This window comes from Kineosporiaceae bacterium, assembly GCA_016713225.1.
Lineage (GTDB): Bacteria > Actinomycetota > Actinomycetes > Actinomycetales > Kineosporiaceae > JADJPO01.
Genome location: JADJPO010000002.1, coordinates 681,076 through 700,750, shown reverse-complemented (window position 1 = coordinate 700,750; position 19,675 = coordinate 681,076). Strand labels below are relative to the sequence as shown.

The window sequence follows — 19,675 nt, the reverse complement described above, 5'->3', positions numbered from 1 at the left end:
ACCATGTCATAGGATGCCGCTCATACCACTCGCGGCAGCGTAGCGGAAACACCGTGACGCCACCGGCGGTTCACCCGCTTTCCTCGACATGAAGACATCGACGGTAACGAGCCGAGATCCGTCACACGACGCTGCAACCATGGGACGTTACGTGACATTCTGCTCGAAATGCCCCAATGCCCATTTTGTCACGAACCGCTCGACACGTGCCCGGCTCAACTTTTCGGGCACACGCCCGACGGCAACACATTCGCTCCTATGGCTGTTCCAAGTGACAGGTGGAACCGCCGTCCAATCGATAGAGGTGCACGGCGTTCCCGTCCTCGAAGACATCCTCGAAGACGCCACCCTTGACCGCAATCGTTCGCTCTTCGCCGAGGACGACGGCCGTGGCATCGCCCACGCAGGGGAGGGAGAACTGCGTGGTGTGCTTGGCCGGCGTCGCCGAGCCCGCCAGGACATAGATGTGCCCGTCGAGGAACTTGAGCAGCAGATCGGTGGTTTTGGTCGTATACACGCCCGACGTGGTCTTGACGCCTCCGGTCACGGCCGGGGACGCCCCCTTCAGGATCCCGGTCACGATGGGCGCATTCAGGACCGGAGCCAATTGCGTGATCTGCTCGTTGATCCGCTTCACAGCAGCCAGGGTCTCCGCATAAGCAGGCTCTCTGAGCGCGTGCTGGCTCACGGCGCTGCCACCGAACGAGTGATTGAAATAGACAATCCCTCGTGCACCGTGGATTATGCCGCTCCACACCGCCGCGCGGATCTGAGGTGGCGTGATCGTGGGCCAATCGTTCTCACTCGAGGGATGCCCCACCTCGACGTAACTCCACACCGGCTTCGCACCCTTTGGCTCGATCAGTGATCGAACTCGGTCGATGGTACGACCGTAGTTCGCCGCCAAGTGGCACTGCTCCGGGGGGAGCTGTCGCCAGGCTCCCAGGAGTTGACCCCCTTGCGAGGCATGGCAGACATCGCGGTCGGTGAACCAGTAGGTGTCAGCGGAGACGATATCCGAGTAGTTGTTGACGAAGGCCTTCGCCTCCACGTCCGTCTCCCAGAAGATCACGCCCTTGCCGTAGTTGGCATAGACGAGTCTCCGGTCGTTCGCGGGGATTCTCTCGAGAGTTCTCGCGAGCGTCTTGGGTCCCTTCTTCGGACCCTCGTTCATGTCGATCTCGTCGGGAAGAAGCCAACCCTTCAGGGTCGCCGACGAACTCTCCGGGCGGCTTGCCCACACATCGATCTGGGCGAGAACATGCATGCCCTCCCGAGCAGCGAGTTCAATATTGCTCGTCGGCACCAGGCCCACATAGGTATTGAGGCCGGCGGCTTTGTCCTTGGCGACATCCGGGGGATCGACGATCGACTCCAGCCAGACACCGATCGGAAAGTACGCGGGGTCATCGGGAAGGGAGCCGGGGAACTTCGACATGAAGTGCAGGCCGCCGTCCGGTTCCAGAAGGGCAGGCCCCGCTCCCACGGTGGCGGGGTGGGACGCCGCGCCGCCCGGCGACGGACTCGCGATCGGCGACTTGCCGACGCTCCTGTCCGTCGTGAGGAATTGAGTGAGCGAGAGTGCCCCCAGGAGTGCCACGAGCGCACCGAGCACTCCTGCCAGACGGGTCCTGGAGATCTTGGCCGATCGTGATCGGCGACGCGTCGAAGGCTGGACCGAACGGCCTTCTGGGTCATGGGAGCTCATCGCGGCGACGTCCCTTCGACGGAGTCTCGGTCGGCATGCCCGGACGCGGACCCACCGGGGTTCGTCGACGGGGACGTGTAGTAGTGCTGAAACTCCTGGAGACGGGGCGCCAGGTCCGAGAGATCGTTCGCCCACCATTTCTCCTCGAGCAGCGCGGCGATCGTCTCCGGCGGGAATCGGTACTTCACGACCCTGCCGGGGTTACCGAGCACCACGGCATAGGGTGGGACATCCTTGTTGACCACCGCGCCGGCGCCGATGACGGCGCCGTCGCCGATCCGATTGACCTCGGGCAAGATCACGGCGTGGGCACCGATCCAGACATCGTTGCCGATTTCCGTGGGGTTCAACTCCACGAGCCAGCGATCCGTCAACCCGAGACTGGGGTTGAAGAACAGGCCGCTCGTGCTCTTGAACGACAAGGGATGATTGTGATTCAGGACCCGGACGCCGCCGGCGATCGACGTGTACCTGCCGATACGGGTGCCCGGATCGATCATCCAGGGCACGAAGCAACCACCGTGCGTGTACATCCCGACCTCGACCCCCCAGTGCCGCTGGAAGATCCGACGCAAGGTCACGGAACGGAACTCGTCTCCACGGTCTCCCTCGAGACGTCGTATCAACCACAAAACCACGCCCCGCAGGCGGTTGATGCCGTAGAGACGGACCAGTAGGTCGAGCAGTGGAGAGATGGGGCCGGTTGCGGACATCGTCACCTGGAACTCCCGGACTCAGTGGGCACGCATCGATGAGCGGCGCTTGATCAGGATGGAGAGGGCAAGAGCCGTCAACAGCAGTGAACTGGCCACGGCCACGGCGAGACCTGCGACGTAGGGCTGATCACGGAGCAGCGACCGCGCCACGCTCGCCGCGACGACCAGTACCACCACGCCGCCACACTCGGCGAGCAGGCGGCGCACGTTCAGGCGCCATGGAATGAGCTTTCGGCCGGCGACACCAACAGCAGCTGCGTACAGGAGATAGCTGACGAGGGTGGCGTACGCCGCTCCCGGGTAGCCGAGGACCGGGATGAGGGCGAAACACAGGGCGATGTTGGCGACCGCCGCAACCGTGCTGAAGCCAACCATGACGCGCGTCCGGTTGATGATCTCGAACGGCTTGTGCGTATAGCTACCGACATGCGACAGGAACACGCCCCCCAGGACCACCGGCATCACGATGGTGCCCTCGCGAAACTCCTGCCCCAGCAAGACATGGCCGAGGTCTCGATGCAGCAGGGCGACCGCCCCGACGCAGGTGGCGCCGACCAACAGCAGACTCTCCACGATGGTGCCGATGACCTCGCCGACACGATGAGTCTCGGCCGAGCTGGCGACGCGCATGAGATACGGGTGCAGGGTGTAGGCGATCGGCACCACCATGAGGGAGGCCAGTCCGGCGATGAGGCGGTAGTTGGCGTCGTAGATACCGACCGGGCCCGAGCCCATGAGATATCCCAGGACATACCTGTCACCGACGTCGAGCAGCACGCCGAAGAAGAACCACACGGTCATGGGCATGCCGAACATCACGAACGAGCGCGTGAAAGCACGAGTCTCGGGAGACGCCCAGATCGACAGCACCCGCCGGGGACCGGGCAGTCCGGCCCGTGACCACATGACGGGTACGAGCACACCGTTACTCACCAGCACCGACCAGAACATCAGCGCAATGTCCATGTGGAACAGGGCAGAGACGAACACCAGCCGGAGAGCCAGGGTGGCGACGCTGTCGATCACCTTGTACACCGTGAACTCACCCGCTCGCGCCTCGGCGGCGAAGACCACGCTCAGGACCTCGAAGAGCGAGGTCACCACGAGGAACAGCGCAACGGGCAGCAGATAGGCGTGCCATTCATCTGGTGCGAGTTGACGGGCGAGTAATAATCCCGCGAGGGTGATCAACGACTCGACGGCCAGAATGAGCACCGCCGAGACGAGGACCACCTCCTTGACCCGGAGAATCCCGCCCTGCTCACGCTCGATCGGCAGAAAACGGGCGATGCTCTGGGTCAGCTACGTCGTGCACAGCAATCTGATCGGAGTGACAAGCACGAGCAACAGGCTGTAACGCCCGAAAGCAGCCGGCGTGAACACTCGGGTGAAGACCATGGAGGTCACCAGGGCGAGCGCTGCCGGAACGACACTTCCCGGGATGAAAGCCACGATTCGAGTGATGATCGAACCACTCCCGGCCACGGAAGTCCCGGGGTCCACAACGTGCTCCTCGGCCGACTCCGCCCCCGGCTGTGATCGTGTCGTCTTCACGAGGTGATCGACTTGTAGCGCATAGTCCCTCGAGTCTAAGTGGCTCGACATGGGGATCAAGCGTCAATGCACGATTCGATGACCGAGCGAGCCCACAGTCACAATGCGAGCACCGACGGTAGGTGGTCTGGTCGTTCGAGTGACCCCGGCACCATCCTCGGCTGCCTCACCGCCCGCGCCTCGACCTGCCGCTCGCCACACGCCGGCACGCCGCCGGCACGCCCCTCGGCGCGCACAACGCCTCGCCCGAGCCACTGATTGGGAAAGGCTTAAGAGTCTCCTGGGCTGGACATCACCCATGGCGAAGCCGGGTGAAGTTGGCTGATATCGCTTAGTTGCCGTGAAGGAGTCGTTTGATGTCAGGGTTCCACCAGGCCCGAGAGCACGCCGATCAGAGTGGCAGCGCCCAGCCGGAGCATGTCGCAGGAGGGCTTGCAGCAGGGGCGTCACACAGTCGTCCTCGACGTCGGGAGCTGCGCCAGACTCGGCGTCGACGCGGCGTGATCGGTGCGTCCGTCGTCGCCCTCCTGGCCCTGCCGGGCCTGGCGATCGGGCTGACCAGCACCACGTCAGCGGCCGTGACCACCTACTCGCCGCTCGAAGGCGCCGACCAGTCGACCGCCAAGGTCGGCCTGTCACGCGCTGCGCTCGAGCTGGGCGTGCGGTTCACCGTGACCAAGGCATCGACCGTGACAGCCCTGCGCTTCCTCAAGGCTCCTGGCGACATAACGTCACACAAGCTGACCATATGGGACGGATCCGGCCGGCAGGTGGCGACGGCGAACACGACCGCCGAATCGGCGTCCGGCTGGCAGCAGGCGCTCCTGACGAAGCCCCTCGCCCTCACCGTCGGCACCGAGTACACAGCGTCCTACGGCGCACGCCGCTACATGGTCACTCCGCGGTTCTTCACTCGTGACCGCACCATCGGACCAGTGGTTCTCCCCGCACACGCCGGCGTACTGGGACGCGTTTCGTCCAAACCCAGAAGGTCGTATCAGGACAGCAACTACTGGATCGACGTGATCGTGGCGTCGGAGACGACACCGTCGACGACCTCGCCGACGTCCGGCCCCACCACAACGACCAGCACGACCGCCACCACGACCTCGGCCCCGACGACCTCCACCTCGCCGGCGACCACGACCACCACCACCACCACCACGACCCCAGCCAGCCCGACGCCGACAACCAGCACGACGACATCGACGTCCACCCCGACGTCCACCCCCACGACCCCGACCGGCACGAGCACCCCGCCGGCGTCGGAACCGGGTGACCTGCAACTTCCCCGAGTTCCCTGGGAGGGCGGGTCCGCCTACTACAGCAAGTTCCCGGCCGCGAGAGCAGCGGGCTGGAGCAAGCCATCCTTCTTCCCCTTCGCCGTGTTCTACGGCAAGCCCGAACATGCCCCGAAGCTGCACTCGCTGGGCATCAACACCTACATGGGAGCCGAGCACGACGGGTCCCGGATGTCGACGATGACCAACGCGGGCATCTCCGTCATTGCACAGCAGAGCGAGTGGACGCCCGCTGAGGTCGGATCCGATCAGAGCGTCGTCGGCTGGTTCATCTCCGATGAGTGCGACATGGGCTACTCCTGCTCCGGCACCACGGATCAGGAGAACCTCGCGTCCCAGAAGCAGATGGTGGCGACCGCCAGATCTCGGGCAGATGGCCGTTTCACCCAGGCGAACTTCGGCAACGGGGTTCTGGACACGTGGTGGGCGCGCGGAACGATGTCCGAATTCGTGAACAGCGTCGACGTGGCAAGCGTGGACAAGTACGCCTACACGAGTCCGCACGTCCAGAGCATCATTCCGCAGTCGCCGCACTGGGTGGCAGGAGGTACGGCAGGATCCAGCGCCACCTACGGTTGGCTGTCGGACCAGTTGCGGAATTTCGGAAGCAACACTTCGCCGCATCCGTCGTGGGTCTTCGTCGAGACGGCCAGGCCGTACCTGGACGAGGCGGGATCGAAGGTGATCAAGCCAGAGCAGATCGAAGGTGCCGTCTGGGCAGCGGTCATCCACGAGGCCCGAGGCATCGCCTACTTCCAGCACTCGAACGACGCGACGTGTTCGGGCTACTCGCTGGTCGACTGTGATCAAGCCCGCCAGGATGCGGTGCGTTCCGTCAACGCCAAGGTCACCGCCCTCGCCCCCGTGATCAACACCCAGAGCTTCATCTGGAACTTCAATTCCGGCACCGACACGATGCTCAAGACCTACCAGGGTGATGCCTACATCTTCGCCGGGGTCGGGCTGGCTCAAAAGGCCGGCCAGAAGACCTTCACGCTACCCGCTGGGGTGCACGGCACGACGGTGACCGTGGTCGACGAGAACAGGACCATCCCGGTCACTGCCGGGAAGTTCACCGACTCGTTCGCGGCGGAATCCAGCCACCACATCTACAAGGTATCGATTTCCTGACACCCGATGATGACCGTCCGGTCTCCCGCGAGGGAGACCGGACGTTCGTCAGGTTGTGGGCGTGGCGCCGGCGGCTTCCGCTCCCGGAACGAACACGACGGAGTGACACGAGTCAGGGGCAGGCGTTGTTTCGTCGTCACGGGCTCGCCGCAGCGCGCGGATCATACCGGCGCTGGACCCCGCCGCGTCATCGTCGAGGTCGCTGCGGTGATGCCCAGGACAAGGGCATGGACTCCAGTGAACATGGGGAACGAGAAAGCATCGAAGGTGAACATGCTCACGGCGGCACCCAGCGTGGCGCCCAGGCATGCCGCGGACAGCGACGCCGACACTTCGTCATTCGACCGCGCAAAGGAACGCAAAGCCAACAGCGCCGGAAAGAGCACGTAGCAGAGCAGGGCGATGAGTCCGGCCAGACCCAGGTCCAGGACGGTGCTGAGATACTGATTGTCCAGGATCTCGAAGACGTCCTGAGGTATGACGGTGCCGCCTCCCCTGCCGAGCACCGGATGCTTTTGCAGCTGGGCCAGGACGAACGGATAGTCGCCGGTTCGCGTGTAGATGGACGGGTCCGAGGTGCCGGCTTGGAAGAACGCGAGGAGCGTGCCGATGAGACCCGGCGTGGAGACGAATATCGCCGAGACGACCACGGGCGCCAACAGGAACCCTTGAATACGCCGCATGGGTGGTTGACAGACCAGGTAGACGCCGAGCGACACCGCGGCCGCCAGGATGGCCGACCTCGACACGGCTGCGGGAATACCCGCAGCAATCAACAATGTGGGCAACAGTCGACGCCACATCTGCTTCTTCTTGTCGAAGATCAGCACGTGTATGGCGAAGGGAAGCACCATTGCCGTCGTGGTTCCCAACTCGATGGGATGGATCGCCGTGCCGGACACTCGATTGAGTGATCCGCGGAGTTGGATACCGAACTCCTCGGCATTGATCTTCAAGCCGGGTAGCTGACGGAGCAGGGGCGACAGATCGACAGAAGCCCAGAACTGCAGCGCCGCAACCAACCCACAGACAGCCCCCGCCCAGGAGAGCGTCCTCAGCACGGACATGACGTCATCACGGTCACGCAGGTGGTTCCCGGTGATCATGATGACGCCGGTCAGCCCTGCCAGCAGGAGGAGCCAACGGTCTGCGGCGAGGGAGGTCGTCCCGTCGTGCGCGTCCAGGTTGAACTTGAGATAGGACGAGAGGGACACCAGCCAGAAGAGAATGACGACCGACCGCAGGGGATGCTTCGTGATCTCGGCTCCGCCCGTCCCCCGCAGCATCCAGACCATGTACGCCGCGAAGGTGACGAGTGCAACGATTGAGGCGACGTATCCCGAGGCGCCCAGCGGAGGAAACACGGCGTCCGAGGGGAACAGCATGATGGCGATCATGTACGACTTGATCAGTCGAATCGCGATCACGTGTCGGGTGCTGAGTGACTCGGCGAGTTCTGCCTCGCGAGTGAGCAGCGCCTTGTCGTCGACGGGCCCGCCCTGACTCATGCCGCCGCCCCGGTCAGCTCGCGAGCCTCCGAACCGGCCGTCGGGCAACGAGGCGGCCTGCCGCCGGCGGTCATCGGAGGCTCTCCTGCTGCCCCGATGGGAACGAAGGGGCGGGCAAGGTCGCCTGCACCGAGCGCGACAAGAGTGCGCGCAGTGCCAATCCGGACTCCGAACGGCGCCACCTGACGAGTTGGTGGAGCATGATCATGCCCCGGAACACCATGCTCGGAATCGGCCCGTGGTAACGCCTGTAGTAGCGGACCATGCTGACCGCACCACGGGCATGGAGACCGTCCGACACCCCCGATGCGCCGCCCACATGGCGAACCACGGAAGTCGGCTCGTAGCGGACATGCAGCCCCGTCGCTCGCACTCGACGTAGATAGTCCGTTTCCTCGCAGTAGAGGAAATACCTCTCATCCCAGTCGCCGACCGCGGACCGGCAGTTGGGCGAGATGAGAAGTGCGGCGCCAGTGGCCCACTCGCAGTGTCGGGCCGCCACATAAGCCGAATCGGGCCACACGATCCCGCTGGCGCCGCAGGGTAGCCGACTGGCGTGGTCACCGAGGAGGGCGTCGACGAGGGCTCGCCCAATCGAGGGCTCGTGCCGCAAGGACTTGGAGAGCTGGCCCTCCATCGTCTCGAGGCGGGGTGCCACCACGCCGACTCCTGAGACCGCCAGCCCGTCCAACAGTCGCCCCAAGGACCCCTCGAGGGGGACGATGTCGGGGTTGAGGACCAAGATGGCCCGGTCTTCGGACACGAGCCGACTTCCGATGTTGATCGCTGCCGCATAGCCGAGATTGCCCCCCGAGGGCACGAAGCGCACCCAGTCGTAGCCTCGTACGACGTCGGGAGTGCCGTCCTGCGAATCGTTGTCGACGACCAGGACGTCCAGGTCCAGCCCCGTGCGCCGCTCACGGTCGAGGGCATCGAGGAGCCGTGGGATCTGGCGGGCGCTCTGGTACGTGACGATCAACGCTGTGCACGGCGGATGGTTCGACGCCGAGGCATCCGCCTCGGTAGCTGACGTCGCTCGGCACATCGATGATCTCCAGGGAAACGGCATGTCAGGCGACGAACAAGGCGTGCCAGCCCGGGAAGCGGACTGAACATCCTGACAGGTCAAAGCATAACCGCCTGCTGCGCGCCAGTCCCGGAGGCTTCAGATCCCCACGACATCAGCACGCACCCGGCCCTGGCAAGGATTGACGGCTGGAGTCGTCTCTCTCCCACGACGTGCCCACGCGCCGGAAGCGATCGAGGCGGGCGAGGCAGGCGAACCCGATGTACACCAACACATCAAGGGCAGCCGTCGGGCCGGCGACGATCGATCGGACCAGCCCCCACAGGGTCGATGTGAGTGGCTGCCGAAGCACCAACTCGTCACCGCCCACCTCGTCGCGCTGAAGCCGCTGGATCTTCGCGACCGCCCCTCGGCGTAGCACCGCGAGGAGCGCGCGAGCGGTTCGGGGGACGCGAACGACGACCGGGTCGCCGCTGATCACGGCGATCTCGCTGTCCGTGAACAGCGAGTCGACGAACAGATCGTCACCGACGACCGCCGGCCAGGTTCGGAAGCGCGCTCGACCACGTTCACTGAGACCGTAGACCCCGGCCCCCCACAACCGGTTGAACAGCGACGGGATCAACAGCCGCGCGCGGTAGTAGGACCGGACCAGCCTGGACGCCCCCCGGGTGTCGTAGGTCAGCGCGGGGCGCGCCGCGAGCACCCGGCCGTCGCGGGACAGATGATCGAGCACGGCCAGAGCGGACGCCCCTGGCAGGGAGACATCGGCGTCCAGATAGAGGCGCGGGAAGGTGGTCGCCTCGTCGTCACCTCTTTGGAGTGCGGCGATCTTGGATGACTCCGCGATCTCCACCACGCGTATCGCGGGATGAACGGACGCCGCGACCTCCGCCGTGTCGTCAGTGCAGCCGTTGCACACCACGATGACCTCGAGCGTGCCCAGAGGCAGTGCGCTCACCAGCGCCGTGAGCGTGTGAGCAATCACCGTCGACTCGTTGTGAGCCGGAATGATCACGCTTCCCAACGGACCCCGGGTCACATTGCCACCCTTCTCATCTCTCGGCCCTGGCTCTCGACCGTGACGGACACGCGCTCAGCGGATGTAGCTGGATCGCCCTACTGATCAGCCCGGATTCGAGGCTCCGCAGGCTGTGGATCGGCTGCCGGCCGGGGCAACGCCGGAATGGCGCTGTTGGCGTACAACATGCGCAACGCCCGAGGGCTCTGGACGAGATACCGACGCGACAGTCGACGGGGCTCCCGGGCGAGACGATAAGCCCACTCCAATCCATGATCACGCATCCACCTCGGTGCCCGCGGAATCGTGCCCGCCATGAAGTCGACGGCAGCACCGAACGCCACGGCCACGAGCGCCCCGGTTCCGTTCGCGTACTTGGCCATCCACTGCTCTTGCAGGGGCTTCCCGAGCGCAACCACGAGCAGGTCCACACGATGCGAGGCCAGTTCCTGCTGTATCCGCCGACAGGCCTGTTCGTCCAGGAGATCTTCTCGGGAAGGTGTCAGATGACAGGCGAGGTTCAACCGCGGCCGCTGACGAGCCATCGCGGCAGCCAACGGCTCGCGCAGCGCCGGACTTCCACCGAGAACGGCGACCGATGACTGACGAGACTCGGCCAGGCCGAGGAAGTCCGGCAGGAGGTCGGCTCCGGCCAGTCGCGGATAGGCGGTACCCGTCAGTCGCCGCGCGACCTGCACCAAAGGGATGCCGTCGAGAAGGACGAGCCAATCGTCCATGTGGCCAGGGTCCATGTCGTCCCCATCGACCAGCTCGCCGAAGTGGGCCAAGTGATCGAGATTGGCTGACGCCACGAGGAGACACCCGGTGCCTCGGGGACGCCCGAGATGCCCATCCATGAGGCGCCACAGGTCATCGGCCATGACCAGGTCGACCGCGCAGCCACCGAGCAGCACGCGGCGCAACCCGGTCACCTGGGCACCGGATGGTGCGCGGAGATCGATGACGAGATCGGTCTCCGGCGATGGCCCTGCCATCAACTGTTCGCCAGCCGACGACGGAACTTGATCGGGCGCCCGCTTCGAAAAGCCCCAAGTTCGCGTCATGCTTCACCCCTCGACATTCAGGTGCGTGCTCGGCGCACTTGGCCCCAAGGATTGGATCGGGTGCCATAACCATTTTCTATCGGAACCCGTTGCGTGTCAGGGGTTCCGGGGAAGCGACACCGATCCTGTCAGCCAGAGAGGGGAATGAATCACATTGCGTATAGAGGCCCTCACGGACGGTGGAAGAAGCTCATCGATCCGGACTGGAGACGAAATCCTGGCCACTGGAACTCAGCGGAAAGGCCGGTCCGAACCTGTCTCATATCGTCACCAATTCTCTACTCAGAGTTAGTAAGTGACTCACGTGCCGGTCGCACGAGGAGGACGGCGGGGCAGCGTGAGTCGCGGCCCGAGACCGAGAAGCGGAGGGACGGTCGCTCAGCCACCACGCCGGTCTGGGGCTGCGCGGGCACGAAGACGCCCGGGCAAGCCGCTGTTGCCCGGGCGTCAGAATTCGTTCGGGTCTCGCAGAGATACGGTTACCGGCTCGTCACGAGCCGACGATCTCCTCGACCGGCTGGACCAGTTGGGGAGCGAAATGCAGGTATCCCGTCGTCCGGCGCTTGCCGTCGATGTCGTGATACACGCGTTCCACCTGCTGTGCGGTGAGCCCGGTGGCCACTGCCACTTCCTCCAGCGGGACGCCGTTGTTCTTCCCGTACAAGCACAAGTCCATCCGGTCGTGCGGCAGCGAGAAGTAGAACTCCTCCTGTGACTGCGGCAGCGAGTAGGTGTCGGTCGTCGACGGCCGGGTACGGATGGCCTCCGGAACACCCAGGTGCTCGGCAAGCGCATACACCTGCGACTTGTACAGGTGGGCGATTGGCTTGACATCCGCTGAGCCGTCGCCCAGCTTCACGAAGAAGCCCTGGTCGTACTCCAACCGGTTCGGCGTACCGGACACGACGTAGTTCAGTCGATCGGCATGGTAGTACTCCAGCATCTTTCGGACCCGCTGCTTGAAGTTGGTCGCCGCGACGATTCCGAGGTAGGCCTCGTGCGGCAGCCGATGCTTGGTTTGCGTGCCGTCGGGCGCCTGCACGACAACCGAGTACAGCCGGAAGGTGTCGGAGTCGACGACGCTCGGCAGCACGATCTTCGAGGAGTATCCCTGACCGTACTCGGGGCAGACCAACCTGATCGCCTCGTCCCGGCGGGTGTAGCAGCCCGAGGCCTCGAGGATGGGCGACAGCTCCTCGAGCGTGGAGTCGATCCCGAGCGAATCGGACAGCATCCGGCTGAAGACCAAGGTGTCCGAGGACGACTCGCGCTCGGGCATGTGCAGTCCGAAGACCCGATTCGGACCGAGCGCCCGCACGCAGAGTGCCGCCACCACGCTCGAGTCGATGCCGCCCGAGAGAGCCACCACGATTCCGCGGCGGCGGGTACGGGCCAGGTAGGCGTTCAGGCTCGACGAGATCTTCGCCGTCTCCTGCTCCGCGTCGATCGCCAGGCTCGTAGGTCCGAACGAAACCGCTGAGGTGCTCATCGCTCACTGACTCCTGTCATAGGTCGAGGCAAGTGCCATCCGGTCGACAGCAACCAGGGGGTCGACAGTCACCGGCTCGGACGCCGACCCATGGCCAGCGACGAATAGGGCGTGGGTCAGCTGGGTCGAGATGACTGCCAGCACACGCATGTTGTCGGTGTTGCTCATGTTCTGCCCACGGGTGCGGGCGCACTTGTCGACCAGTCCCCTGACCAACGCAGCATCGAAAACCCCGGCGTCGCGGACAGCGCGCTCGGACGTGATCTCGTCGAACCAGTCGGGGCGGCCGGTCGTGAAGAAGCTCGCTGCGTCCGGCGCTCGGTACGGTTGCTTCGGCCGGTGCAGGATCTCCTCTGGAAGCAGATCTGCGAACGCACGCTTGAGCAGGTACTTCTCCTCCAGGCCGAACAGCTTGTGCTGAGCAGGCAGGGCATTGGCAAAGTCCACGACATCCCGGTCGAGAAAGGGGAACCGACCCTCGACCGAGTTCGCCATCAGCATCCGGTCCCCTTGCGACGACAGGATGTACCCGGGGAGCAGCGTCGTCATCTCGAGCCATTGCCCACGAGCAAGGAGATCCCAGTCCGCGGCGCCGGAGGGCATACCCGCGACGACGTCCGGCGAGCCCGAAGCCTTGATCTCTTCGCGCATCGGAGCTGCCAGAAGACTCTCGAGCATCGCGGTCGAGTCCCACCGTGGCCGATGCGACATGGCCGCGTCACCGACGTCCAAGTTGCGGCCGAAGAAGCTGCGGGCGAAGGCAGGGGTCTTCCCGGGCGAGCGAGACATCCAGGGGTAGAGAAGCTCCGAAGCCCGTGAGCGTTTGGCCGAGGCTGGGTCACGTGCCCAGAACTGGCGGACCCTGGCCTCCCGGAAGATGTCGTAACCGGCCAGGACCTCATCGGCACCCTCGCCGGTGACCACCACCTTGAAACCGTTGTCCCGCACGAGTCTTGACAGCAGGAAGAGGGGCGCGGGAGCCGCCCGCAGGATCGGCGTCTCGGTGTGCCGGATGACGTCGGGGAAGATCGCGGCGATGTCCGAAGGACTCACGACGACGTCCTCGTGCTCCGTTCCCAGGATGGCGGACATCTGTTTCTGGTAGCGGCCTTCATCGAAATCGGCATCGGAGAATCGAAGCGAGAAGGTGTGCAGGGGTGCCGAGGTGTAGCGCGCAACCACCGCAGCCGTGATGGACGAGTCGATACCACCAGAGAGGTAGGCCCCGACGGGCACGTCACTCCGCAGGAAGCGCAGCCTTGCTGCCTCGACGATCCGCCGGCGCAGTTCCTCGGTGTTCTCCTCCACGTCTTGGGAGGGCTCGGCCCCTCTCGAGGGGAAGTCCGCCGCCCAATAGGGCTGGGAGTGCCAAGCGCCGGTGGCGTCCAGAACGGCATAGTGACCCGGCGGCACCTGCCGGACCCCCCGGAAAGGCGTCGTCGGCGCCACCGTCGACCAGTAGGTCAGGATCTGCTCCAAACCCGACGGGTCGAGCTCCCGGGTCACCACCGGATCGGCGAAGAGGGCTTTGACCTCGGAGGCGAACAGAAACCGGTTCGCAGTCCGGGTGTAGTACAGCGGCCTGACCCCCAGCCGATCCCTCGACAGGATCAGCCGGCGTTCCCGCGTGTCCCACAAGGCAATGGACCATTGCCCGTTGAACCGTGAGAAGCACCCCGGCCCCCATTCCTCCCACGCGTGCACGATGACCTCGGTATCGCTCGCGGTGCGGAAGGTGTGACCACGACCACGAAGCTCGGCGGCCAGCTCGACGTAGTTGAAGATCTCGCCGTTGAAAGCTGTCCAGAGGGTCTCGTCCTCGTTGCACAACGGCTGCGCCCCGCCGACGGTGTCGACAATGGCCAGTCGCGTGTGCCCGAGGGCTGCCCGCTCATCCCGGTAGTAACCCCAGCTGTCAGGTCCGCGGTGCCCCAACCGACCGGTCATCCGGCGGAGCAGGGCGAGGTCAGGGGGCCCAGCTGTGCTCACCACGCCGCAGATCCCGCACATCAGCCACTCACCCCTTGGCGCACAGCCCCGCGAGCCTCGAGTAACGCCGCAACGGCCGAGGCGTCAGTCAGGAGGTCGAGGTCCATGTCCTCGTCCCGCAGCACTACCCCGAAGACGTCCTCCAGCAGCAGCGCCAGCGTGACCGCATTCAGCTCTCGGTCCTCGTTCGACGGCCGCATCTGTGCGAACCGTTCGAGGACGGAGCGCACCTCCTTCTCGGCCGTCACCGCGCGCCCTCCCCGGCAACCTGTACCAGCGCTACCGCCGTGGCGTAGTCGTCGCAGTGCGACAGGGACACCTGGAGGTCGTGTGCCCTGGCCTGCCGCGCAGCCACGCCGACGAGCCCACCCAAGGTCACCACCGGCCGGCCGTCGGCCTCATTGACGATCTCGATCGATCGCCAAGGGATGGGGCCGGTCCATGCCACGGGCAGCGCCTTGAGAACGGCTTCTTTGCCTGCAAATCGAGCGGCGAGGTGCAGTCCAGGCCGGAACTTACCCATGCAGTAGGCGATCTCTCGTGGCGTGAACCACTTGCGAAGAAACGTATCTCCCCGCGCCCGCACCAAGTCCTCGATCCGCGCCACAGCCACGATGTCGGTTCCTGTCCTGGTCTGCATCGTCGGCCCGGTCACCGGATAGCCCCGGCGACCACACGAACCCAGGTTCCCGCCGCCACCTTCGCGCCTTGCGCGTTGAGATGTCCCGGGTCTGAGGCGTAGCCGTCGTACAGGGCGAAGTAGTCCTGCCCGTCGTGGCGGCCGCCCGAGCGGGACCCGTCAGGAGCCGTGGACTCGGCAGCGGCCACGTCAAAGAGGTGATCACCGGCGTATCGCTCGCGGACGAGGGTGTTGAAACGCTCTCGGGCGACGTTCTCGGCCGGCCCGAACCGGTCATTCCCCGAGAGGCGGGCCTTGAGCTGGGAGAGCCCGCGACGATCGGTCATCAGCGGCACCGTCGCCTTGACGACTGTGATGTCAGGGAAGTCCCGCTCCAGCGCCTCCACCGTGTCGCGGTATGCGGCGAAGAGAGCATCGACGTCAGTGTCGGTGCGAAAATCGATGTAGCAGAGCTTCATCATCGCGATATCGATGTGCTCGGCGAGACCGCTCCGCAACGCTTGATCGAAGTCCTGGATCTTGCCGAGCGGTTGTTCGTTCACCCCGAGATAGTCGTGCTCGACGAATCCACCTGGAGTCGTGAGGGGACGACGGCCCTGCTCGATTCGGGGCGCCGGCATCCCATGGTCTGCGTAGAGGGCGGGCAGACCCTCGAGCACGTTCATCCCCACCGACTGATGGCCGAAGAACACACGCGCCGTCGAGGCCGTGGCCAGGTCGCCGGCCGAGACATCCGCCGGCGCAGCGTTGTTGGGCATCGATGTCTCCCCTTGGTCGCGACTCACGGTCCACCACAGGGCCGCGGCCACCATCACCACGACCACTGAGATCGACAGAGAGACGCGCGCTCGAGTCAGTTGTGTCATGCGTGTGCTCCTTCGGGGGTCGAAGCCGAGGCGAGCTCCCGCAGCCGTGGCTTGGCCACCTTGCCGTTGGCCGTGAGAGGCAACGCGCTCACCACGATCACGGATCGCGGCACCATGTGCGCCGACAGCTGCGAACGGCAGAAAGCGAGCACATCAGCCTCGGACACCTGCTCACCGGGGCGGCCGACCACGAACAGGCAGATCGCCTCGCCCGCCTCATGATCCGATACACCGACAGCAGCTGCCGAGACCAGGCGGTCCATGCGCAGCACACACGCCTCGATCTCCTGGCTGGACACCCGATAACCCCAGGACTTGATGAAGTCGTCCCGCCGATCGACGAGGTAGATGAACCCCTCATCGTCGAGGACGGCGATGTCACCGGTGCGCAGGCCATGCTCGGTGTACTTCTCGGCCGTGCCGACCGGATCGCCGTAGTACCCCGCGGTGACGCTCGCACCGCGCGCGTAGATCTCTCCAGGCTGCCCCGGGGCCACCGGCTGCCAGTCCTCGCCGAGCACCGACAGTGTCACTCCGGGGATCCCCCGGCCAATCGAACCCTGCTTCTCCCACAGCCTTTCTGGAGGGAGATAGGACAGCCTCGCAGTCGCCTCGGTCTGGCCGTACATGACGAACAACCGGGCGTTCGGCTGGGCTGCGGTGAGCTCCTCGACCAGAACCTGCGGCAACTTCCCTCCCGCCTGCTGGATGATGCGCAGTGACGCCAGTTCTCGGCTGGCGAACGTCGCTGCCCTCAGCAGCAGCTGGAAGGAGGAAGGCACGCCGGCGAGGACGGTGCATTCCTCGCGCTCCAACTGATCGAGTGCGGTTTCCGGGAACACGAAGGAGTTGCACAGGACGATGCGACCACCTGCGCGCAGGTGGGTGTGCAGGAGCGATGCGCCGTAGCAGTAGTAGAAGGGAAGGATCACCAGGACCCGGTCATCGCCACGCAAGCCCAGGTACTCCACGATCGAGGCGGTATTGGCCTGGATGTTCCGGTGGGTCACGCGGACCGCCTTGGGCTGGGCTGTCGAGCCCGAGGTGAACATCAGGACGGCGTCAGTGTCGGGATCGACCGGCTCGGGATCCGGCCAGTACACCGTGCCCTCGTCGAGCAACACTGCGTCGGTCACCACCGCGACCGGTTCTGCGAAGACGTCCGGGAATCGCCGCAGCACACGCCGATCGACCACCACGGCAACGCATCCGACGAGGTCGGCGTTACGCCGCACACTGTCGGGGGTCAGCTTGTCCGACAACGGCACCGCAACGTGACCCAGCTTCATGATCGCCAGATACCCAGCGACCCAGAGCAGAGAGTTGGGGCCGAGGATGGCCACCCGAGAACCTGGCGCCAGTTGGAGCAGCTGCAGCTCCGCGGCGATCCGCCCTGCGGCCCGGCCTAGGTCAGCGTAAGTGTGCCGAAACTGCCCCTCGACCAGCGCGATGTCGCCTGGCGCAGCCTGAGCCAAGAGGTGGTCGGCTGTGTTCTCCCCCGAAGAAGTCACTGTCACGCCCTCGAGAGCGCCTAGAGACTCGGCAGCGCAACGCGCTTGCCCGCAACGAATCCGGTGAGGGCCGCGATGCTGCCCAGGTTCGCAGGCACCGTCTCTGCCTCCGTCACCTCAATGTCGAAGTGGGACTCGAGGAACTCGATGAGCTCGAGAATGCCCGTCGAGTCGATGATGCCGCTCTCGACCAAGGCCTCCTCGTCCTTGGGGGTACGCGAAACATCACCGAAGAGGTAGTTCGTGACCACGAACTCGATCAGATCAGCTCGGATCTCGACATTCATAACAGCCCCTCACGTCAGCGCCTATTGGTTCACTCATGTTGCTTCACCTGGGGGAGGCCTAGTGGGGCAGTCCCACAGATGGCCCACCCGCACACACACTCAGTAGGCGCCGCTTCGCCCGACCACGGCACGCCAGGTACGCCACAAGATGGCGACGTCGAGCCAGAAGTTCCAGTTGTCCACATAGCGCAGGTCGAGTCGCAACGACTCTTCCCACGTGAGGTCGCTGCGACCACTCACCTGCCACAGTCCCGTCAGCCCCGGGCGCACCCGCAGCCGCCGGGTGGCGTCGCTGTCGTACGCGGCCACCTCCTGCGGCAGGGGCGGCCGAGGCCCAACCAGGGACATGTCGCCACGCACGACGTTCCACAACTGCGGCAGCTCGTCGAGGGAGTAGCGGCGCAGCACCGCACCCACCCGGGTCACCCGGGGGTCATTCCGGATCTTGAAGAGTAGGCCATCGTTCTCGTTGAGCTCCTCCAGCTCGGCGCGGCGCTGCTCGGCGTCGGCCACCATGGAGCGGAACTTCAGCATCTGGAACGGCTTGCCACCCACCCCGACCCGGGTCTGGCGGAAGATCACCGGCCCGGGCGAGGTCAGCTTGACCGCCAGGGCGGCCACCAGCAGCACCGGCGAGGTCGCGAGCAACAGCCCGGCACCCAGCGTCCGGTCGAGCACGCCCTTGACCAGCATCCGCCCGCCCTGGGTCACCGGTCGATCGAGGTGCAGCAGCGACAGCCCGGCCACCGGCCGGATGGACAGCCGCGGGCCGGCCACCTCGACGATCCCGGGCGAGACGATCAGTTCGACGCCACGTTCCTCGAGCTGCCAGGCCAGACGACGCAGGGCATGCCCCGACAGGTCCGGGTGAGAGGCCACCGCCACCACCCCGGCGCGCAACTGCGACACGGCCGCCATGATCTCGTCCACGATGCCGGCCGTCGCCTCTTGACCGGGTTCGGCGTTCTGGGCCACAGGTGCCCCCTCGGGCGAGGCCGGGATGCACACCCCCACCGAGACCAGCCCGTGCCAGGGCTCACGATCGAGCTGCTCGACCAGATGCGCCGCGGCATCGGCCCGGCCGACGACCAGCACCCGGTTCAGGCCCTGCCCGGCCAACCGACGCTTGAACAACCAGGCGCGCATCCGCCGGCGCAACACGAAACTCAGGAACAGCGCCATCGGCAACGCGATCATGACGTAACCGCGGGAGAGATCGCCCTTGATCACAAATGAGGACGCCGCCGTCACCGCGAACAGGAAGAGGGTCGCATCGGCCAGCCGGCGGTACTCCTCCGGCCCGGTGCCCAGATAGCGATTCTCATAGCCCCGCTGAATGGCCACCGAGGCCACCCACAACACCGGGGCGAGCAGGCTGAACAGAATGTAGGGCGAGGACGCCTCGCTGCCGAAGCGGATGAAGAGCCCGGTCACCCCGGCCACCAGGGCAGCCCCGACATCGGCAACGATGAGGATCTGCCGGTACCGGTTGAGTAGTTCCCGGGGCCCGACAGCATCGTCGCTGTCCAACGTCAGTCGAGTGACGACGTTGCGTGGCGCAGAGCTCTCCGCTTCGAGTTGATGGGCCGGTGAGGCCGGTGGCTGAGTCAGAATGGACACGCTCGACGTCCCTGTCTTCATGATTCCCCCCGCCAGTGGCGGTAATCCCTTGCATCCCCCCGCCGATGGCGGTCGTGTCACCCGAGCGACGCCTGAACTATAGGCAGGTCGGCGAACCAGGTGCTGACACTTTGCTGAATTAAGGCATGCCCATGCGAGGGTTAAGTCAGAAGCCCTAGATCAATAGAACTGAGAGTGTTTGAACGGCTACTTTCTGCTGTAACCCCTGACCCGAGCCTCGCT

The 19,675-nt window shown here is 65.3% G+C and carries 16 protein-coding genes; 1 reads left to right on the top strand and 15 read right to left on the bottom strand.

Annotated elements, in window-relative coordinates; translation table 11 throughout:
• Nucleotides 1-256: 256 nt before the first annotated feature.
• The 3 genes from IPK24_09130 to IPK24_09120 form a co-directional block, all read right to left on the bottom strand.
• Nucleotides 257-1,600: a hypothetical protein gene (locus tag IPK24_09130; GenBank protein ID MBK8075711.1), complete on the bottom strand. Its 1,344-nt coding sequence runs from the start codon at nucleotides 1,598-1,600 to the stop codon at nucleotides 257-259.
• 104 nt (nucleotides 1,601-1,704) lie between these two features.
• Complete coding sequence (locus IPK24_09125; GenBank protein MBK8075710.1) at nucleotides 1,705-2,421, bottom strand: CatB-related O-acetyltransferase; 717 nt, start codon at nucleotides 2,419-2,421, stop codon at nucleotides 1,705-1,707.
• A gap of 21 nt (nucleotides 2,422-2,442) precedes the next feature.
• Entirely contained in the window at nucleotides 2,443-3,657 is a 1,215-nt protein-coding gene (locus tag IPK24_09120; protein ID MBK8075709.1) for a polysaccharide biosynthesis C-terminal domain-containing protein, read from the bottom strand.
• 821 nt (nucleotides 3,658-4,478) lie between these two features.
• Between IPK24_09120 and IPK24_09115 the strand changes: the two genes are divergently transcribed.
• Nucleotides 4,479-6,410 (top strand): DUF4082 domain-containing protein, encoded by a 1,932-nt coding sequence (locus tag IPK24_09115; protein ID MBK8075708.1) that lies wholly within the window; start codon nucleotides 4,479-4,481, stop codon nucleotides 6,408-6,410.
• 161 nt (nucleotides 6,411-6,571) lie between these two features.
• On the opposite strand, the gene IPK24_09110 is transcribed toward IPK24_09115, so the two are convergent.
• The 12 genes from IPK24_09110 to IPK24_09055 form a co-directional block, all read right to left on the bottom strand.
• Nucleotides 6,572-7,918 (bottom strand): O-antigen ligase family protein, encoded by a 1,347-nt coding sequence (locus tag IPK24_09110; protein ID MBK8075707.1) that lies wholly within the window; start codon nucleotides 7,916-7,918, stop codon nucleotides 6,572-6,574.
• Nucleotides 7,919-7,988: 70 nt separating this feature from the next.
• Nucleotides 7,989-8,897: a glycosyltransferase family 2 protein gene (locus IPK24_09105; GenBank protein MBK8075706.1), complete on the bottom strand. Its 909-nt coding sequence runs from the start codon at nucleotides 8,895-8,897 to the stop codon at nucleotides 7,989-7,991.
• Nucleotides 8,898-9,099: 202 nt separating this feature from the next.
• Complete coding sequence (locus IPK24_09100; protein MBK8075705.1) at nucleotides 9,100-9,987, bottom strand: glycosyltransferase; 888 nt, start codon at nucleotides 9,985-9,987, stop codon at nucleotides 9,100-9,102.
• A 77-nt stretch (nucleotides 9,988-10,064) separates the two neighbouring features.
• Nucleotides 10,065-10,898 carry a WecB/TagA/CpsF family glycosyltransferase gene (locus IPK24_09095; protein MBK8075704.1) on the bottom strand — a complete coding sequence of 278 codons (834 nt, stop codon included), beginning with the start codon at nucleotides 10,896-10,898 and terminating at the stop codon, nucleotides 10,065-10,067.
• A gap of 622 nt (nucleotides 10,899-11,520) precedes the next feature.
• A complete protein-coding gene (gene nadE / locus IPK24_09090; protein MBK8075703.1) occupies nucleotides 11,521-12,519 on the bottom strand; it encodes an NAD(+) synthase in 999 nt (332 codons plus the stop codon).
• 3 nt (nucleotides 12,520-12,522) lie between these two features.
• Nucleotides 12,523-14,529 (bottom strand): asparagine synthase (glutamine-hydrolyzing), encoded by a 2,007-nt coding sequence (asnB, locus tag IPK24_09085; GenBank protein ID MBK8075702.1) that lies wholly within the window; start codon nucleotides 14,527-14,529, stop codon nucleotides 12,523-12,525.
• A complete protein-coding gene (locus IPK24_09080; protein MBK8075701.1) occupies nucleotides 14,529-14,756 on the bottom strand; it encodes a hypothetical protein in 228 nt (75 codons plus the stop codon). Before IPK24_09080 ends, asnB begins: the two co-directional genes overlap by 1 nt.
• Nucleotides 14,753-15,163: a holo-ACP synthase gene (gene acpS / locus IPK24_09075; GenBank protein MBK8075700.1), complete on the bottom strand. Its 411-nt coding sequence runs from the start codon at nucleotides 15,161-15,163 to the stop codon at nucleotides 14,753-14,755. The genes IPK24_09080 and acpS overlap by 4 nt, the downstream gene beginning before the upstream one ends.
• Nucleotides 15,160-16,014 (bottom strand): hypothetical protein, encoded by an 855-nt coding sequence (locus IPK24_09070; protein ID MBK8075699.1) that lies wholly within the window; start codon nucleotides 16,012-16,014, stop codon nucleotides 15,160-15,162. Before IPK24_09070 ends, acpS begins: the two co-directional genes overlap by 4 nt.
• Entirely contained in the window at nucleotides 16,011-17,525 is a 1,515-nt protein-coding gene (locus tag IPK24_09065; GenBank protein MBK8075698.1) for an AMP-binding protein, read from the bottom strand. Before IPK24_09065 ends, IPK24_09070 begins: the two co-directional genes overlap by 4 nt.
• Before the next feature lie 20 nt (nucleotides 17,526-17,545).
• Nucleotides 17,546-17,812 (bottom strand): acyl carrier protein, encoded by a 267-nt coding sequence (locus IPK24_09060; GenBank protein ID MBK8075697.1) that lies wholly within the window; start codon nucleotides 17,810-17,812, stop codon nucleotides 17,546-17,548.
• A gap of 99 nt (nucleotides 17,813-17,911) precedes the next feature.
• A complete protein-coding gene (locus IPK24_09055; protein ID MBK8075696.1) occupies nucleotides 17,912-19,432 on the bottom strand; it encodes a sugar transferase in 1,521 nt (506 codons plus the stop codon).
• Between the last annotated feature and the right edge of the window lie 243 nt (nucleotides 19,433-19,675).

What these genes read in the sequence shown, in the direction of transcription:
- nadE (MBK8075703.1), bottom strand. Translation starts at nt 12,519, where the DNA reads ATGAGCACCTCAGCGGTTTCGTTCGGACCTACGAGCCTGGCGATCGAC.
- IPK24_09125 (MBK8075710.1), bottom strand. Translation starts at nt 2,421, where the DNA reads ATGTCCGCAACCGGCCCCATCTCTCCACTGCTCGACCTACTGGTCCGT.
- IPK24_09110 (MBK8075707.1), bottom strand. Translation starts at nt 7,918, where the DNA reads ATGAGTCAGGGCGGGCCCGTCGACGACAAGGCGCTGCTCACTCGCGAG.
- asnB (MBK8075702.1), bottom strand. Translation starts at nt 14,529, where the DNA reads ATGTGCGGGATCTGCGGCGTGGTGAGCACAGCTGGGCCCCCTGACCTC.
- IPK24_09060 (MBK8075697.1), bottom strand. Translation starts at nt 17,812, where the DNA reads ATGAATGTCGAGATCCGAGCTGATCTGATCGAGTTCGTGGTCACGAAC.
- IPK24_09070 (MBK8075699.1), bottom strand. Translation starts at nt 16,014, where the DNA reads ATGACACAACTGACTCGAGCGCGCGTCTCTCTGTCGATCTCAGTGGTC.